The sequence below is a fragment of the Rhizobium sp. BK313 genome (assembly GCF_014193655.1).
GTDB lineage: Bacteria > Pseudomonadota > Alphaproteobacteria > Rhizobiales > Rhizobiaceae > Rhizobium.
Genome location: NZ_JACHZQ010000001.1, coordinates 1,700,146 through 1,717,363, shown reverse-complemented (window position 1 = coordinate 1,717,363; position 17,218 = coordinate 1,700,146). Strand labels below are relative to the sequence as shown.

Annotated in this window: 14 protein-coding genes, 2 tRNA genes and 1 pseudogene; 9 read left to right on the top strand and 8 right to left on the bottom strand. The window is 58.1% G+C overall.

Annotated elements, in window-relative coordinates; translation table 11 throughout:
- Positions 1-48: 48 nt before the first annotated feature.
- From FHT86_RS38840 to FHT86_RS08150, 4 genes and pseudogenes are all read right to left on the bottom strand, one after another.
- Positions 49-326: pseudogene (locus FHT86_RS38840) on the bottom strand (phosphotransferase-like protein).
- A complete protein-coding gene (locus tag FHT86_RS08160; RefSeq protein ID WP_133706336.1) occupies positions 323-1,240 on the bottom strand; it encodes an ABC transporter permease subunit in 918 nt (305 codons plus the stop codon). Before FHT86_RS08160 ends, FHT86_RS38840 begins: the two are co-directional and overlap by 4 nt.
- Before the next feature lie 7 nt (positions 1,241-1,247).
- Positions 1,248-2,132 (bottom strand): carbohydrate ABC transporter permease, encoded by an 885-nt coding sequence (locus FHT86_RS08155; RefSeq protein ID WP_133706335.1) that lies wholly within the window; start codon positions 2,130-2,132, stop codon positions 1,248-1,250.
- 221 nt (positions 2,133-2,353) lie between these two features.
- On the bottom strand, positions 2,354-3,706 hold the full coding sequence (locus FHT86_RS08150; protein WP_133706334.1) for an extracellular solute-binding protein: 1,353 nt from the start codon (positions 3,704-3,706) through the stop codon (positions 2,354-2,356).
- A 240-nt stretch (positions 3,707-3,946) separates the two neighbouring features.
- Here FHT86_RS08150 and FHT86_RS38420 point away from each other — a divergent pair, with 240 nt between their 5' ends.
- Positions 3,947-4,072, top strand: a complete 126-nt coding sequence (locus FHT86_RS38420) for a hypothetical protein (protein ID WP_281413643.1) — start codon at positions 3,947-3,949, stop codon at positions 4,070-4,072.
- Positions 4,073-4,172: 100 nt separating this feature from the next.
- A complete protein-coding gene (locus FHT86_RS08145; RefSeq protein ID WP_133706333.1) occupies positions 4,173-4,730 on the top strand; it encodes a sugar O-acetyltransferase in 558 nt (185 codons plus the stop codon).
- Between the two features lie 9 nt (positions 4,731-4,739).
- Here the strand turns inward: FHT86_RS08145 and FHT86_RS37905 are convergent, their stop codons facing one another.
- Complete coding sequence (locus FHT86_RS37905; RefSeq protein WP_133706332.1) at positions 4,740-5,054, bottom strand: hypothetical protein; 315 nt, start codon at positions 5,052-5,054, stop codon at positions 4,740-4,742.
- Between the two features lie 117 nt (positions 5,055-5,171).
- On the opposite strand from FHT86_RS37905, the gene FHT86_RS08135 reads away from it, so the two are divergent.
- Both FHT86_RS08135 and FHT86_RS08125 read left to right on the top strand, forming a co-directional pair.
- A tRNA-Asn gene (locus FHT86_RS08135) sits at positions 5,172-5,246 on the top strand.
- Positions 5,247-5,896: 650 nt separating this feature from the next.
- Positions 5,897-6,070, top strand: coding sequence for a hypothetical protein (locus FHT86_RS08125; protein WP_166656772.1), 174 nt, complete (start codon positions 5,897-5,899; stop codon positions 6,068-6,070).
- A 191-nt stretch (positions 6,071-6,261) separates the two neighbouring features.
- Here FHT86_RS08125 and FHT86_RS08120 read toward each other — a convergent pair whose 3' ends face one another.
- The 3 genes from FHT86_RS08120 to FHT86_RS08110 all read right to left on the bottom strand — a co-directional run bounded on the left by FHT86_RS08120 (position 6,262) and on the right by FHT86_RS08110 (position 8,828).
- A complete protein-coding gene (locus FHT86_RS08120; RefSeq protein WP_133706331.1) occupies positions 6,262-6,609 on the bottom strand; it encodes a hypothetical protein in 348 nt (115 codons plus the stop codon).
- 245 nt (positions 6,610-6,854) lie between these two features.
- Positions 6,855-7,955, bottom strand: a complete 1,101-nt coding sequence (locus FHT86_RS08115) for a porin (RefSeq protein WP_133706330.1) — start codon at positions 7,953-7,955, stop codon at positions 6,855-6,857.
- A gap of 799 nt (positions 7,956-8,754) precedes the next feature.
- Positions 8,755-8,828: transfer RNA gene (locus FHT86_RS08110), tRNA-Cys, on the bottom strand.
- A gap of 225 nt (positions 8,829-9,053) precedes the next feature.
- On the opposite strand from FHT86_RS08110, the gene FHT86_RS08105 reads away from it, so the two are divergent.
- The 5 genes from FHT86_RS08105 (at position 9,054) to FHT86_RS08085 (ending at position 16,814) form a co-directional block, all read left to right on the top strand.
- Complete coding sequence (locus FHT86_RS08105; RefSeq protein WP_133706329.1) at positions 9,054-10,196, top strand: acyltransferase family protein; 1,143 nt, start codon at positions 9,054-9,056, stop codon at positions 10,194-10,196.
- Positions 10,197-10,350: 154 nt separating this feature from the next.
- On the top strand, positions 10,351-11,022 hold the full coding sequence (locus tag FHT86_RS08100) for a protein-L-isoaspartate O-methyltransferase family protein (protein WP_183868555.1): 672 nt from the start codon (positions 10,351-10,353) through the stop codon (positions 11,020-11,022).
- A gap of 241 nt (positions 11,023-11,263) precedes the next feature.
- Positions 11,264-12,184, top strand: coding sequence for a DUF2497 domain-containing protein (locus tag FHT86_RS08095; RefSeq protein WP_133706327.1), 921 nt, complete (start codon positions 11,264-11,266; stop codon positions 12,182-12,184).
- Between the two features lie 121 nt (positions 12,185-12,305).
- Entirely contained in the window at positions 12,306-15,149 is a 2,844-nt protein-coding gene (locus FHT86_RS08090; protein ID WP_133706326.1) for a valine--tRNA ligase, read from the top strand.
- Between the two features lie 411 nt (positions 15,150-15,560).
- The gene (locus tag FHT86_RS08085; RefSeq protein ID WP_133706325.1) at positions 15,561-16,814 is read left to right on the top strand and encodes an OmpP1/FadL family transporter; all 1,254 of its coding nucleotides are present in this window, start codon (positions 15,561-15,563) and stop codon (positions 16,812-16,814) included.
- Positions 16,815-17,218 lie beyond the last annotated feature (404 nt).

The following is a 17,218-nucleotide window of genomic DNA, read 5'->3' as shown; positions in this document are numbered from 1 at the left end:
ATCCCATGGATTTCCGGGCTTTTCATTTGTTGCTTGGAAGAGAGCGGGCTAAAGGCCGAACCTGTCCCTTGTCCGCACCGCGCGCTCCATCGGCGTTGCCGTGCTGGTGTCGATTTCCAGGTTGTAGCTGACATCCCGGTGGACGCGATCATATCGCCATCGCGCAGCCCGATCGGCCGGTCACCACGCTGCCTTTCCCGCGCCTCAAGAACATCGAGGGGGGCGAGAACACCAACGATATGCAGAGAGAAATCGGACAGGAGCGCCGCGGGGAGCGTCAAGCCGTTGCCGCGCCCTCCAGCAAGGCGCGGCAACAATCCTCTCATTTCTCGGTAACGATCAGGCCCCGAACGATCCAACGCTGCATCAGCGCGACCACGAAGAGCGGCGGCAGCATGGTGATCAGAGTGCCGGCCATGGCGATATTCCAGGTGGGAACACCGCCGCCTTCGTTTGGAATGAGGCTCTTAAGCGCCATCACGGACGTCAAATAGGCGGGATCGGTGGTGATCAGCAGCGGCCATAGATACTGGTTCCAGGCATAGAGGAACATGATGGTACCGAGAGCCGCCATGTTGTTTCGCGACAACGGCATCAAAATGTCCACGAAGAAGCGTAGCGCACCTGCTCCATCCATGCGCGCCGCTTCCGTCAGTTCGTCCGGCACTGTCATGAAAAATTGGCGATAGAGGAAAGTGCCGGTAGCAGTGGCGACCAGCGGCAGGATCAGGCCGCCATAGGTATTCAGAAGGCCAAGATTCAGTGAAACTTCTACGCCGGAAACCGCCTGAATTATCCAACTGATGCCGGTGATATCGAGGATCGCCTGATAGGGCGCCAACACGTTGGCGGCCACGGCATAGGTCGGCACGATACGCACTTCGAGCGGTAGCATCAGCGTTACGAAGATCAACCAGAAGATAAGCTTACGGCCGGGATAGTTGAAGTAGACGAGCGAGAAGGCCGTCAGCGCCGAGATGAACACTTTGCCGGCAGCAACGCCAACAGCCAGGATCAAACTGTTAAGCAACGTGCGACCGAGATTGGCCGTCGTCCACGCGGCTTGGATATTGGTCCAGAAATCCGTTCCCGGGATCAGCGACATCGGCACGCGGTTGACGTCGACGATATTGTGGGAGGCTGCGATTGCGACGAGGAGGAACGGCACGACCGCGACCAGGAAGCCGATGAACAGGATCAGATGGGTGAAGAAATCTAGAATGGGTGTACGTTCGACCATGTCAGCCTCAGCGGTAGTGCACGCGCCGCTCGATGAAGCGGAACTGGAAGATGGTGAGCAGAATGATCAGCAGCATCAGGATGATGCTCTGCGCGGCGGCACCGGAAAAGTCGAGGCCTTTGAAGCCGTCGGAATAGATCTTGTAGACCATGAGATTGGTCGAGTTGTGCGGACCGCCCGATGTCATGATGTCGACGATGCCGAAGGAGTCCTGGAAGCTCTCGGTGATGTTGATCACCAGAAGAAAGAAGATCGTCGGCGTGACCAGCGGGAACTGGACGTCCCAGAAACGGCGCAGCACGCTGGAACCGTCCATGGCGGCCGCTTCGATCAATGAGCGCGGAATGCCCTGGAAAGCAGCCAGGAAGAAGATGAAGTTATAGCCGATATATTTCCACGAGAAGGCGACGATGACCGAGGCCAGCGCGTCGGCGCCGTTGAGGCCCGGATCCCATATGCCCGGCCACCATTGGTTGACGACGGCGATAAGGCCGGCCTCGGGCGCCAAGATGAAGCGGAAAGCCATGGCCAACGCCGGAGCCGCGATGCCATAAGGCCAGATCAACACCACCCTGTAGAACTTCGAGCCTCGGAGCTGCCGGTCGGTCAGGGCGGCGAGTATCAGTCCGATCGCCATGGCGAGGCCGGTGCTGATCGCCGCGAAGATCATGCTGATCGTCACCGAGTCCCAATAGTTCGGATCCTCGAGGATCGATATGAAATTGTCGAGCCCGACCCAGATGTTGCCGCCGCCCCAGGGCTGCTGCAGCGTCAGCGACCAGAAGACCGCCTGGCCGGCCGGCCAGTAGAAGAAGGTGAAGATGAGGATAAGCTGCGGCACTGCGAACAGGATGCCGACCGTCCATCGATTGAATGTTGTCTTTTTTTCCATCACGTCTTCCGGCGTTTGCTCTGGAGCGACCTTTGCGCGTTGGTCCATACGCGTAAAGGTCGCCCTAGATCATTGAATTCAAAAGCGTCTTGCTCATTGCGAGGCGTCGCTGGCCCATGTGCCGCTGAAGGCGGGAAGTCCCAAATCGCCACGTCGTTCCGAGCATGAGAACGCCGTCCACCAGGGATGACCCAGGTGGACGGCGCGCATTTCAGAAGGGATTAGGGGAGCTGCTTGCCCTTGTAGGTCTGCTCGAAGCGATCGAGAACCTGGTTGCCGTTGGCGACCAGAGCGTCGAGGCCCTGCTGAACGCTTTCCTTGTTGGCGAAGATCGCCTGCATCTGGTTGCCGAATTCGGCGCGGATCTGCGTGAAGTTGCCGAGGCGAACGCCGCGGGTGATCGGGGTCGGATCGGAAGCCGTCAGGCTGGCGATGGCGATTTCGCGGCCCTTATAGGGAGCCTTGTCGTAGAAGCCGTTCGACTTCATGAAATCGAAGCCCGACTTCGTGACCGGGATGTAGCCGGTGTTGGTCGACCAGAAGAGAGCGGTCTTCGGGTCGTGGATGAAGTTCAGAAACGCTGCGGCGCCCTTGTACTCATCAGCAGACTTGCCGGAGAGAACCCAAAGCGATGCACCGCCGACGAGCGAATTCTTGCGCTCGGTGCCGGCGTATACCGGAAGTTCAGCCACATCCCAGTTCATGCCAGCCTTGGCGGTCTTGCCAACAGTGCCGTGGTCGCCGACCGAGGTCATGATCATCTGGCAATCGCCAGCCGAGAATGCCTGGACCGGGTCCTGGCCGAGCTGCTTCGACTTGATCTTCAGGAGACCCTGGTCATACCAGCTCTTGAGGTCGGTCACGTACTTGACGAACAGCGTCTTGTTGACATCGAGGCGGGCGTCGAGGCCGTCGTAGCCGTTGTTTTCGGTGGCAACCGGCTGGTTGTGAATAGCAGAGAACTGCTCCATGATCTGCCAGCTTTCGTCGCCGGAGATGTTGGATGCCATCGGGCAATCATAGCCAGCGGCCTTCAGAGCCTTCAGGTCTTCGCCGGCTTCTTCCCAGGTCTTCGGAGCTTCGGTCTTGCCGATCTTGGCGAAAGCGTCCTTGTTCCAGTAGAGGAGAGCGGTCGACGAGTTGAACGGGAAGGAGAGCAGTTCGCCCTTCGACGTTGCGTAGTAGCGAGCGATGCCCGGGAAATAGTCGTTCCAGTCGATCTTGTAGCCGTTTTCAGCCATCAGCTTGCCGGCAGGATAGTAGGCGCCGGATAGCATCATGGTCGCGGTGCCGACGTCATAGACCTGAACGATGGCGGGCTGCTTGCCGGCGCGGAAGGCGGCAATGGTGTTCTGCAGCGTGGCGTCGTAGTTGCCCTGGCTGGTGCAGACGACCTGATAATCGGTCTGAGAATCATTGAAGTTCTTGCACATCGTCTGAACGACGCCCTCCAGAGGGCCCGACAGACCAAACCAGAAATCGAACTTGACGGGAGCAGCAGCAGCCGGCAGGGCCAGCGCTAAGCTCATGACGCCGGCGGCAGCCGCCGAGATGCAGTTTTTAAGTTTCGACATAATCCCTATTTCCTTTTGAAAGCTCGGAACCGATAGCCTTGCGCAAGTCCGCGGCAGCGGCGTTATAGACAAGCTGTGTGACAGTTTGTTGAGGGCGAAAATCTCTTGTCAGCAGCGGTTTTGCGTCTCTGCAAACGCTTTTAAAGAGCTATCGCGGATTAATCCGGAGGGAGGGGCAGACGGCGCTTTATGTATCACATAAGGTGCCCCTAATGTTTTGGATATCGGGAGGAATCGCTCATGAGTCGTCAATCCCGGCGCCTCATCAGGATGGAACGCTATATGATGAAGGAGTTGCTTCTGATCATAGCTGCACTTGCCCTGATTGCACTCGTCCCTTTGACGCTGTTGATCGCTGCATATTGAGGGCTGCGAACTAAGCTGGGAGCCTTCTTGCTGCCCAGCCGTATCGTGTGCATGATTACCCCGACATAGTAACGGGAAGCGTCGGGAGGGGAGCGGATCAATGGGCCAAAGCGAGCGGCAGAAGATGGCGGCGGGGGAATGGTACTGCTGCATCGATCCCGAGCTGGATGCTCTGCGAGCGCTTGCTCGAGAGGCTGCACATCAACACAACACCATGCCGCCCGGCGAGCGCGGCAATATCGGCCCCGCACTGTCGATGCTTCTTGCCGGTGTCGCCGAGGGCGTGTTCATCGAAGCGCCGTTTCACTGCACTTACGGCATGAACATCTCGCTCGGCCCGCAGGTCTATTTCAATGCCGGCTGCATCATTCTCGATACCGCCACGGTGCGCATCGGCGAAGGTAGTATGCTGGGGCCGGGCGTTCATATATATTGTGCCGAGCATCACAAGGATCTGGCGCAACGGCGCGCGGGGTTGGAAATCGCTCGGCCGGTCGAGATCGGCAGGGATGTCTGGATCGGCGGCGGCGCCATCATCCTTGGCGGCGTGACCATCGGCGATGGTGCGATCGTCGGAGCGGGCGCAGTCGTTACAAGGAATGTGGAGGTAGGTGCGACCGTGGTCGGCAATCCGGCGAGGAGTTTGGTCGTCAGATAGGCGAGACCGTTAGTCTGCCGGTCGCCGCCGTCTTGTCCACCAAACGGCAAGGCGTCGGCGCCAGCGCCGCACGAGCGGCATATCATGCGACAACACGATGAAGCCAAGCGGCAACATCCAGAAGCCGAGGACGGGCAGGAAGCCGAGAAAACCGCCGAAGATCAGCGCAAGGCCGATGCCGAGGCGGGCGGGTCTCGATCGAGGAAGCGGAATACGAATGGAGCCGAGGACAAGCTCGTGTGTGACGTGATCTATTCCGAAGCGCCGCGCCTTTCCGCTGCCGTTGCGATCGGTATTTTCTTTGGTTCTGCCTTGATCGGTCATCCACAGGAAATGGTAAGGCGACGAAATAATACAAGGGAAATGGATTTTTTTGAAAAAACCGCTTGGCAAATCGGGAAAGCATTTGTATTAGCCCACTCACGCCGCGCCAAGCGGTATTCCCTGGTAGCTCAGCGGTAGAGCATTCGACTGTTAATCGACAGGTCGCCGGTTCGAATCCGGCCCGGGGAGCCAGTTTTTAAGAGCCACATTCACCTAATCGGGAATGTGGCTTTTTATTTTCCATCCTTCCAGCGGTGGCCGAAGTGGCCGACTAGCAGCGCCGACAGGCATTTTTCACGCGCCACCGGATCTCCCTTTGGTTTCGGGCAGCCGCCTGCACGGCTACGGAGGCCATAGACGCCTTGGAGGCCGGCGGCCTTGCTGAATGTCGCCCAGCGCCCCTCGGCCGCGGCGCGAAACGCATCTCGCTGACACCGGCTGGCGAGGCGGTGTCGAACACCGTCAAGCTGCTGCAACGACAATCCTGGCAGGAACTACGCGAAGTCTTCTCGGACGAGGAAAGCGTGCAATTCGCTACTCTGCTCGTGCGGTTCAATTGCGAACTGAGATGTGCCAGCGCACCGATGCCATGAAGCAAGCGGCGAAATAGGGTGATCGATCCGAAGAAACCAAGCTGCGCTTGGCTGGTGGGATAGGCTAGTTGACGCGGAGGAGAAGCGACTTTTCCGTGCGCCGCGCGTGGCGTTCTGACGCACTTCACCCCCAGGTCCGGCTGCTCTCGGAAATGTGAGGACGTGTTCATGTATCGTTAATGTGAATCGGAGCATGAACGTCCTGCGCCATCGCGCAGCATATTCCCCCAAATGCTCTAGAGGTTCGAAATGAAAAACCTGATTCTTGCTTCCGCCGTTGCTCTGGCTTCCTTCGTTGGCATCAGCACGCAGTCGGAAGCAGCTATGATTAAGCATGTCGATCATCATCATTGCGTTGTGAAGACCGTACGGCATCACGTTCACGGCCACTGGGTCGTTAAGAAGGAACGCGTCTGCCGTTAATTCGGTAACAGCTTCCAGCCGGTGGCCTTTGTCGTCGGCGAAATAAACCGGCCGTTGCCGAATATTTTTCGGCAACGGCCGGAATGTTTTTGGGTACGAGCAGGGGGACTCGCTCATTTTTCATTACGGCAACAGCCATGCGCCGGACGCCGTGATAGAGCGCCCAAACGACCGTGGCCTGCAGCTATGGATCAAGGCCTGATTTCGAATATGATGCCTCCGCGGCGTGGATGGTAGTAGCCGCGGCCGTAGCGCCAGTCATCATCCCCATAGCGGCGGCGATCACCCCAATAGTGGCGGCGATCCCAGCGGCTGTCGCGCCAATAGCGGCGATTATGGTGACGGTCGCGCCAATATTCCCGTCGCCCATCATCCCAGTCCTGGTTTCGTCTGGATCCGTGCTCCTGAACCATGATGACACCGGAAAGGCTGGGCGAAGGCGAGTTTGTCAACGGCATTGCCGTTGCTGGAAGCACGGCGGCCAGCACTGTTCCCATGGCAAGTGCGGCGGCCAGGGCTATCGAAGCAAAGTTTCTCAAAGCACCGATCCTTTGTTGGAACTGCGTCCCTTGACGACCTAACGCTGCGACGGCGGCAATGTTCCCCTTTAAAGTTGACGCGATTTTCCGCGGCGACGCGCGATGCGACGGCGACAGTGAGATCAGCGCTGTCTGTGAGGGACTATGGCGAGGCTATGCCTTCAGGAGGTATCAACATAGAAAAGGGGCCCAGCAGGGAAAGCTGGGCCCCTCTCTTCTCTGATCGGAGGTCAAGTCAGATCAGGTCAGAAGTTGCGTTCGAAACGGAGGATACCGGCGACGGTATCGTCCTTGGCAACGTCATAGTGAACGTAGGTCAGTTCCGGCTCGACCAGGAGGTTCTTGACCGGGTTGAACTTCAGGTTTGTCGTTGCTTCGAAGATCTTCGAGTCGGTGTAAGCAAGCTGCAGGTTCCACTTCAGCTTGTCATTGAACGGTACGCCAACGCCACCCCAAACTGCCCAATCGCCCCAGCCGCATTTTGCGCCATGAACGGTGCCATCCGGTGCCGTGCAAGCGGAGATGTTCTGGTTCGAGCCGGCATACTGGTTGAGCTTGTCGCCGTCCGTGTTCCAGCCGCCCATCAAGAAGGCCGAGAAGGCGCCGAAGTCAGCGTCGACGCGAGCCTTGACGGCACCTTCTTCGACGATGGAGTCATAACCACCAACGACCTTGAAGGACCATGCGCCGGCCTTGTAGCCAGCACCGGCAACAACGTTCGGAGCATAGTGGTCAGCCTTGGACTGAACCCAAGCGCCGTCGTAGGTGGTAGAGTCCGAACCGGAGTTGGAATCTTCGAGCGAAACCACAGCCGTGAAGCCGTTGCCGGCGTCATAGTTGTAGGTCAACTGGTTGAGTTCGTACGGGCCGTCATAGATCACGTCGTCGTTGATGACGTCGCCGGCGTAACCAACGAACTGGTTGTAGTAGGAGTCCGTCTTACCAACGGTGAAGCCGCCGAGGCTGATGTACGACCACAGAAGGTTCGTGGTGGTGGAGCCGCCGTCGTTCCAGTCCCAACGAACGATGGTTTCGGTCTTCAACGGACCGTATTCGGTGTCGGTCGCGGTATCGACGTTCAATTCTGCGCGGGTGTGCCAGAGCGTGCCGACCTTGCTGGTGCGGTTGTAGGCATCGTACCATTCACCTTCTGTACGAACCTTACCGCCGATCTTGAGGCAGGTCTCAGTACCCGGGATGAAGAAGTAGCCTGCACCGTAGGCGTCGCAGATGCGAACGTATTCGAGCGGCTCGGGCTCGGCGGCGACGATGGCGTCGGCCGCGTGAGCACCGGATGCTGCTGCAAGGGCAGCAGCGGAGCCGAGAAGAAGGCTCTTGATGTTCATAATAACTCCAATCTGTTCCTGATTGGGCATGAGATATCGCGCCGAAAAGACGACGTGCCCAACCCCATCCCGTTCATGTTCCCTATCAGTAAGTGCGAAGTAATAAGCTTCGCGAACCATTTCCTGAACCTGTCTCGCTGATTTGACAAGATACTAAGGCGGTCGAACTATACGCACGCTACTCGAAAAAAAATCCTGTTGCAAAAATGACGCAAATCGTCCTTTCGCCTGATTTTGCAGGCCTTGTAGCCTGCGGTTGCAGACGGACTTTGTCGTAATCGCAGGTACCAATGACGCGGGACGAGTACCGAAAGGGCGGTGGTGTGACAGAGCTCGGCGATCAAAAACAATCGACTCAATATGAGGAAATTTGCGAGACCTCGCCCGGAGTCGAACCGGGATTCGGTGCACACGTTGTTATTCGGTGGGGCGAATGACGGGAGCTTCGGCCACCTTGTGGGCCCGCCCACCGAAACTCCCGGCTGTCGTCAGGGGTGATTACGACAGCGCGGGCAACTAATCGGCTCTCGTCAAAATGATCCAACGCTCGCCGCGGAGCTGGGTAACCATCAGTTAAAATCCACAGCCCCCGTACCGTTTTGGATCGGGCACGAGACTGCAATGTCCAAAATAAAGGACCGTAACATTGATACGTTCGGGCAATTTCTGCGGTGGTCGCTTGCCGTTTTGAAGCCGTTGGAAATCAAGGCAGATACAGCGCAACAACAGTGCGACACGGGAGGCATCGAAGGCGGTAACGAGTGCGCCTGGATCATCTGGTTTCATTCAAGAAAATGGATGGAGGCCTCGCCCGGAATCGAACCGGGATTCAAGGATTTGCAGTCCTCTGCGTAACCACTCCGCCACGAGGCCATCCGATTTATAAAGGCGAGTGATGGCGGGCGTTTAGAACGAATCTTATGAGAGTGCAAGACCTATCGCGGCTGATGGCCAAATAACTTGTAGATTGGTTTCGACCGGATGCCTTCTCACGAAGTTGGTCGTTACTACCAGGCATTTGCAGCAATTTGCTGCATTGCAGAAATCGATCACTCCCCTATGTGCATCAAACGTCTCGATCGAACTGGTGGGTAGTCCATGAAATACGTTAGGGAGTTTGAGGCTCTCAGAGGCATGCTGGCGATCTGGGTTCTTGTCGGCCATGTCGCTTCCGCCGTCGCCATTCACGGGCGGTTGTTTCAAGAGCGATTCTATAATGAATATGCGGTGGATGTTTTCATCATCCTCAGTGGCTTCGCCATCACCGCATTGATCGACAAACGGCCCGAGCCCTATCGGCTCTATATCGCCCGGCGGGCACTCAGAATTTTTCCAGCCTATCTCTTCTATTTGGCCATTTCCGTAGCGGTCGCGACAATCGCTTTGCGCATCTGGACGGATTCGCCCGACGGTTCGATGAAGGCTGCGCGTATTGGCATTGCCGCCGACACGCTCGCCTATTGGCCCGGACATCTCCTGGCGCACCTGACGGGCCTGCACGGGCTGGTGCCGCCGCGTCTCTTGCCGTCGACCGATTATGCCTTTCTCGGCCAGGCCTGGAGCATTTCGCTCGAATGGGAATTTTACCTGGTCGCGCCATTGTTGATCGGTTTGGCTATAAGGCCGATTTCGTGGCGGCGAATCGCGATCCTCATTCTCCTGGCACTCGCTGTCGCAGCAGTTTCGCCCAAGCTGCCGCAAAGCTTTCTCGGCAAATGGCTGGTCGATTTCGGCATCGGCATCTCTAGCTTTTATTTCATGAAGCACCGTGCTCTCGGGGAGCCATTTCTGAAATCGTTGCCGTTGCCCCAGCTTTGGCTGATCGGGATCGTCCTATGCATATTGCAGCGTTCCGTCGCCTACCTGCCTCTTGCCATCTGGCTGACGGCGATCCTGATTATCGTTTCGGCGCGCGAGGGCAGGGGCGAGATCTATGTCCGGCTGTCTGCCATTGCCTGCAGCCGGCCGCTGCAGTGGCTGGGCGGTATGGCTTATTCTCTTTATCTCTCCCATATGCTGGTTCTGCTTTTCGCGCTCGGCACGCTCCAAAGCCTTGGACTCTCCTCGCCATGGCCACAGGCGGCCTATCTCCTGGCGGTGACCCTCGGCGGCTCGCTCGTCGTCTCCCGGCTGTCCTATCTCTATATTGAGAAGCCGTTTCACGAGTTCGGCCGCAATCTCGGCAAAAACGTTTCCATTGCGACCGAGAACGTGGATGTCGCTGAAAAGAAAGCGGTTTGATATGCACACGGGGGAAACGGTTGTTGTCGCGCCGCGACGCATCGTCACGAATCTCTGCGCCCGCCGCTGCAACGCCTTGAAAGCGTAGCCGCACGCGATTAAGACACGCTGAGCATAGAAGCAAACCCGGCTTTGCCTTAGGGCGCGAGAGGATATGATGGATTTCGAAGCAGCACGCGTGAAGATGGTCGAGAACCAGATCCGCACGACGGATGTCACCTCCCATTCCGTGTTGAATGCGTTTCTGGCGGTGCCGCGCGAAAATTTCGTGCCGGAGAAGTCGAAACTCCTGGCCTATATCGATAATGATATCGAGATCAGCCCGGCCGTTTCCGGCAAGCCGGCGCGCTTCCTGATGGAAGCTTCGCCGCTGGCAAAGCTCCTGCAGCTCGGTGAAATCACCAAGGAAGACAATGTTCTCGATGTCGGCTGCGGCACCGGTTACGTTTCGGCGCTCCTGTCGATGCTCGCCGGCACGGTCGTCGCACTCGAATCCGACGAGGGGTTGGCCACTGAGGCCAAGGCCAATCTCGGCGCACTCGGTCACGGCAACGTCACCGTCGTCACAGGCGAGCTGGAAAAAGGCTATGCCGCCAGCGGCCCCTATGACGTCATCTTTGCCAACGGCTCAGTCCAAGAGGTGCCGCAGGCGCTTCTCGATCAGCTTGGCGAAGGCGGCCGCTTGATCGTCGTGCTGGGCTATGGCCATGCTGCCCGCGCCACCGTCTATATGCGGGAGCGTGGTGCCCTTTCGGAAAACGTCTTCTTCAACGCTTCGATCAAGCCGCTTCCGGGCTTCGCCAAGGCCAAGGAATTCGTGTTCTGACCGATCACGCAGCTGGACGATTCTTCTCAGACGGGCGCTTCGAGCGCCCGTTTTTCGTGGGACATGTAAGTAGCGAAGTCCGCAATATCGGGTGATTCGCAGCCAGCGTAACAAAACTGTGCATCAGGTGGGTTAGTGCTTTCGCGGTGATTTTTTTCCCAAGGGTAGTATTCTAGGGTGGCGCTGATTCGGGCGCTGCTTTGGCGGGATTCCGGTCATTGTCTGGGAAACGGGGATGAATATGGCTCAGCCAAGTGTAGTGCGTGAACCGTCCATGGAAGAGATTCTGGCATCGATCCGCCGGATTATCGAAAGCAACGAGCCCGGTGCCGGCAAGTCCATTTCGCCCTCCCTGCCAGCCGTTTATACCGTTGCCGACGATGAGCAGGACGACGATATCCACCTGACGGTCGATGAAGAATTTGCCGCGGCCGATATGGATGACGTACCGCCGGCAGCAACAGCAGTCTCCGAGCCGCGTTTTATCGCAGCCAATTCGCAGATTCCAATGCGCGAGCCGGAACCGCCCGCCCGCACCATGTCCCTTGCCGACGTAGCCGCGCGTGTTCGTGCCGCCTCCGAACGCAATGCAGCGCAGCTAAACCCGGCGCGCGAAGCGCCGCAACCGCGCGAATTGCCGCCGGCCATGGTCGCACGTCTCGCCGAGGCCCGTGTAGAGCCGATCGCTGATGTGCCGTTGCGCAATGCTATAACTGAACCGCCGGCACCCGTTGTCACTCCGCCTGCAGCCGCTCTTCTCGCCGAGGCCGCCGTCCCCGCTGCCAAAGCCGAACCACAGACCGAACCGGTGGAAGAGCCGAAGGCTGTCGTTGCTCCCGCAGTGGCCACCCCGACCGAAATGCCTGTTTTCAATCCACCGCCACCGCAGTCAGCCACAGCAGCCGCCGATCGTTACCTGCCGCAAGTGCAGGCTGAGCCTGCATCCTCGCTGATGTCGGAAGCGGCCGGTGCGCAGGTGGCCCGTTCCTTCGGCGAACTCGCCGCCGCCATCGACGGAAGCCAGCGCCGTTCGCTTGATGAGATAGCCCAGGATATGCTGCGACCGATGCTGCAGGAATGGCTGGACGACAATCTGCCGACTTTGGTCGAGCGTCTCGTGCGCGAAGAGATCGAGCGAGTGGCCCGCGGCCCGCGCCGCTGACAGCCTGAGCCTCGGGTAGACGATCCGCCGCTCCGGCTTCCGGGGCGGCTTTTTTATTGACTTGCCCGCGGCCATCCTATTTACAACCCGCATCACCGAACCCTCCAGATCCGGTCCCAAAATGCTCGACAAAACCTATGATTCCGCCGCCGTCGAACCGAAGATCGCCCAAAAATGGGATGAGGCCGACGCCTTTCGCGCCGGTGCGAACGCCAAGCCCGGTGCGGAAACTTTCACCATCGTAATCCCGCCGCCGAACGTCACCGGTTCGCTGCACATGGGCCATGCGCTGAACAACACGCTGCAGGACATCATGGTGCGGTTCGAGCGCATGCGCGGCAAGGATGTGCTCTGGCAACCGGGCATGGATCATGCCGGCATCGCCACGCAGATGGTGGTCGAACGCCAGCTTATGGAGAGGCAGCAGCCCGGCCGCCGCGACATGGGCCGCGAAGCTTTCATCGAAAAGGTCTGGGAATGGAAGGCTGAATCAGGCGGCTTGATCTTCAATCAGTTGAAGCGCCTTGGGGCTTCCTGCGATTGGTCGCGTGAGCGCTTCACCATGGACGAAGGCCTGTCGAAGGCCGTTCTTGAAGTCTTCGTTACGCTTTACAAGGAAGGTCTGATCTATCGCGACAAGCGGCTGGTCAACTGGGATCCGAAAATGTTGACGGCGATTTCGGATATCGAAGTCGAGCAGCATGAGGTCAACGGCCATCTCTGGCATCTGCGCTATCCGCTCGAAGAAGGCGCTACCTATCAGCACCCGGTCGCCTTTGACGAAAAAGGCAAGCCGACGGAATGGGAAACGCGCGACTATCTCGTTGTCGCCACCACCCGCCCGGAGACCATGCTCGGCGATACCGGCATAGCCGTTCATCCGAGTGACGAGCGCTACAAGGCAATCGTCGGCAAGCATGTCATCCTGCCGATCGTCGGTCGGCGCATCCCGATCGTTGCCGACGAATATCCGGATCCGACAGCAGGCACTGGCGCGGTCAAAATGACGCCGGCGCATGATTTCAACGACTTCGACGTCGGCAAGCGTCGTGGCTTGCGCGTCGTCAACGTCCTGACGCCGGATGCCCGCATCACCATCAAGGACAACGAAGATTTCCTTGAAGGCCTCGATAACCCGGCGGCGCTGCACGGCGCCTGGGATGAGCTTGAAGGCAAGGATCGTTTCGAAGCCCGCAAGATCATCGTCCGCATCTTCGAAGAGGCCGGCCTGCTCGATAAGGTCGAGCCGCATAAGCATACGGTTCCACATGGCGACCGTGGCGGCGTTCCGATCGAGCCGCGCTTGACCGAGCAATGGTATGTCGATGCCAAGACGCTCGCCGAACCAGCGATCGCCTCTGTTCGCGAGGGCCGAACCAAGCTCGTTCCGAAGAGCTGGGACAAGACCTATTATGATTGGATGGAGAACATCCAGCCCTGGTGTATTTCCCGCCAGCTCTGGTGGGGCCACCAGATTCCGGCCTGGTACGGCCCGGACGGTCAAGTCTTCGTTGAAAAGACCGAGGAAGAGGCGCTGCAGGCCGCCATCCAGCACTATCTTTCGCATGAAGGGCCGATGAAGGCCTATGTCGAGGACTTGCTGGAAAACTTCAAGCCGGGCGAAATCCTGACACGCGACGAAGATGTGCTCGATACCTGGTTCTCCTCGGCGCTTTGGCCGTTCTCGACGCTCGGCTGGCCGGATCAGACGCCGGAACTGGAGCGCTATTATCCGACCAACGTGCTGGTCACCGGCTTCGACATCATCTTCTTCTGGGTCGCCCGCATGATGATGATGGGCCTGCATTTCATGCAGGACGAAAACGGCGAACCCGTCGAGCCTTTCCACACCGTCTATGTTCACGCCCTGGTGCGCGACAAGAACGGACAGAAGATGTCGAAGTCCAAGGGCAACGTCATCGATCCGCTCGAGTTGATCGACCAGTATGGTGCCGATTCGCTCCGCTTTACGCTGGCGATCATGGCGGCGCAGGGCCGGGACGTGAAGCTCGATCCGGCCCGTATTGCCGGCTACCGCAATTTTGGCACCAAGCTGTGGAATGCCACGCGCTTTGCCGAGATGAACGGTGCAAAGAGCGATCCGCATTTTGTGCCGGAAGCAGCCGAACTGACCATCAATCGCTGGATCCTGACGGAACTGGCGCGCACGGAGCGGGACGTTACCGAGGCGTTGGAAGCCTATCGCTTCAACGACGCTGCCGGCTCGCTCTATCGCTTCATCTGGAACCAGTTCTGCGACTGGTATCTCGAACTACTGAAGCCTGTATTCAATGGCGAAGACGAGAACGCCAAGGCGGAGGCACAGTCCTGCGCAGCATACGTCCTCGAAGAGACCTACAAGTTGCTGCATCCATTCATGCCCTTCATGACGGAAGAGCTGTGGGCGCATACGGCGGGCGAGGGCAGGGAACGTGACGGTCTGATCTGCCACGCCGACTGGCCGGCACCTTCCTATGCCGACGACGTTGCTGCCGATGAGATCAACTGGCTGATCGATCTCGTCTCAGGTTTGCGCTCGGTACGCTCAGAAATGAACGTGCCGCCCGCTGCTACAGCGCCGCTGGTGCTCGTTGGTGCCAATAGCCTGACGCGCGAACGCCTGTTCCGTCATGATGCGGCGATCAAGCGGCTGGCGCGTGTCGAGGAGATTTCACTTTCCGACACCGCGCCGAAGGGTGCTGCCCAGATCATCGTCGGCGAAGCGACCGCCTGCCTGCCGCTCGGGAATCTTATCGACCTCGCTGCCGAGAAGGCACGTCTCGAAAAGGGGATCGCCAAGAACGAACAGGAGATGGCCCGCATTGTCGGCAAGCTCTCGAATGAGAAGTTCGTCGCCAATGCCAATCCGGACGTCGTGGCCGCCGAACGCGAGCGCTTGGGCGAACTCGAAGGTCAACTCAGCAGTCTCAAGGTCGCGCTCGACAGGGTAAGCGAAGCCGGCTGAAGAAACCGCAAACAGCGGAATTTAAGGGCACGCAACGAAAGTCGCGTGCCTTTTCCTTTTCGCGTCGCTGATTCGATGGCGAACATCAAAAAAACACGCCGATTTTCGCCGTTCACCAGCTTCGCGCAGGCAAGAAGGGTTACCCCTAAATTGGTAGGGTTTCTGAAAAGCAGGACTGTTGTCAGATTGTAACAGAATTGTTGCTATGAGGAATGAAAATCTACTTGGGGCCCCTGATTAACATTAGAGAAGCAAAAAATGCCTAAACTTGGCTATGATTGGGCGTGCAGATCACCTTCTTACGTAAGTCAGTCAATATGCCGCAGCCTTGTGGATCACTGGCGTCGCATTGCCAATTCGGGTGATGGTCGCAACAATCGGATAAATGAATACGCAAGTCGGGGGGACAATATGGCATTTCGTATTGCGCTGAGGGGCGCATTTGCATTCATTATTAGCTCATCGTTCGCTAGCGCCGCTTTTGCGGGCGGGCTTGATCGTGCCGGTTACGATATCGACCTGCTCTTCGACAAGGGGCGCTATGTTTTCGAGTCTGGCGTCACCTATGTGATGCCCGATCGCAAACTGAAGAATGCGAAGGATATCGATCCGACCGACGGCAATCTCAATGGTCGCCCGCACTCGGTCGATGCTACCGAGAATTATGCTGTACCTTATATTGGCTTCAAGATCGGCATTACCGATGACATCGACTGCATGGCCGATTACTCCGAGCCGTTCGGCGCTCACACCAATCCGGGCCTGAACTGGGCCGGCGCCAACAATGAAGTCGAGACCAAGGTGCGTACGCACAATTATGCGGCGACCTGCTCTTACAAATTCGATGCCGGTCCGGGTCAGTTGCGCCTGATCGGTGGTGGTTTCTATCAGGAGGTCAGCGGCTTTAAGTCTCGCCTGGTTTCCGTTGTTCCTCCTCCGTTTTCCGCCGTCTATGACGGTGTCGGCTCGCTGGATGTCGATGGTCATGGCTGGGGCTGGCGCGCCGGTCTTGCCTATGAAATTCCCGAATACGCCTTGCGCACCAGTCTCGTTTATAACAGCCGGGTCAAATACGATAATCTCAAGGGCACCGTCGATCTGACGGAGCTGCCGCCCGTCCGTGCGTTCTTCGGCAGCGCCACCTCCGTCTTCGGTTCTGCCGATGCACCCGACTCGCTGGAATGGAAGGTGCAGACCGGCATCGCGCCGGACTGGTTGGCCTTCGGTTCGGTCAAATGGACCAATTGGAGCGTTCTGCAAAGCATCGCGCTTTGCCCGACATCCACGCGTGGCATCTCCTGCCGCACCGGCGGTGCGACCGAGCTCACCTCACTCGATCTGCTATATCAGGACGGCTGGACGATCACCGGCGGCATCGGCCACAAGTTCAGTGACAAATGGAGCGGCGCGCTCAGCTTGAGCTGGGACCGCGGCACCAGCCAGGATTACGGCTTGAGCTCGGATACCTGGACGCTCGGCGCTGGCCTTTCCTACAAGGCGACGGAACATGTTGAGTTCACTTTCGCTGGAGCCCTGGGCCTGTTGACCAGTGGCAAATCCGGCGAGATCACCTCCAACGGCATCACCTACGGCAATGACGCCACCTATAGTTACGGCAACGATCTGGTCGCTGCGCTGTCGACGTCGATGAAGGTCAGATTCTAAGCGTAACCCATTGAACGATAGCAAGTTCTGAGGTCTCATCTCCATTGCTCAAGTGATTCTTACGCCGCGGGCCTTCGTCTCGCGGCGTTTTTCATGCCCAATTAGTGCCAAGCCATTTTTAGATACGATACTACCGGCAAAATTATTTTCGCATTGCGGCTTCGTGGTTAGCGAAACCTTAAGATCGGCATTCTCTTTGTGACGAATCAGCAACACTTTATTTCAACAGGTTACACGCGTGTGTCCGGCGCCCCATTTGTCCATTTCCCGCCACAAATGGGGAGCAGCCATTATACGGGCAAGGGGCAAGCCTTGGTAGAAAGTGCGTAAACGGTTGATGGGTCAGTTTCCACTTCGGCAGAAAAAGCAATCCGGGATCGGAACGGAGACGTTCGCGGTACAGC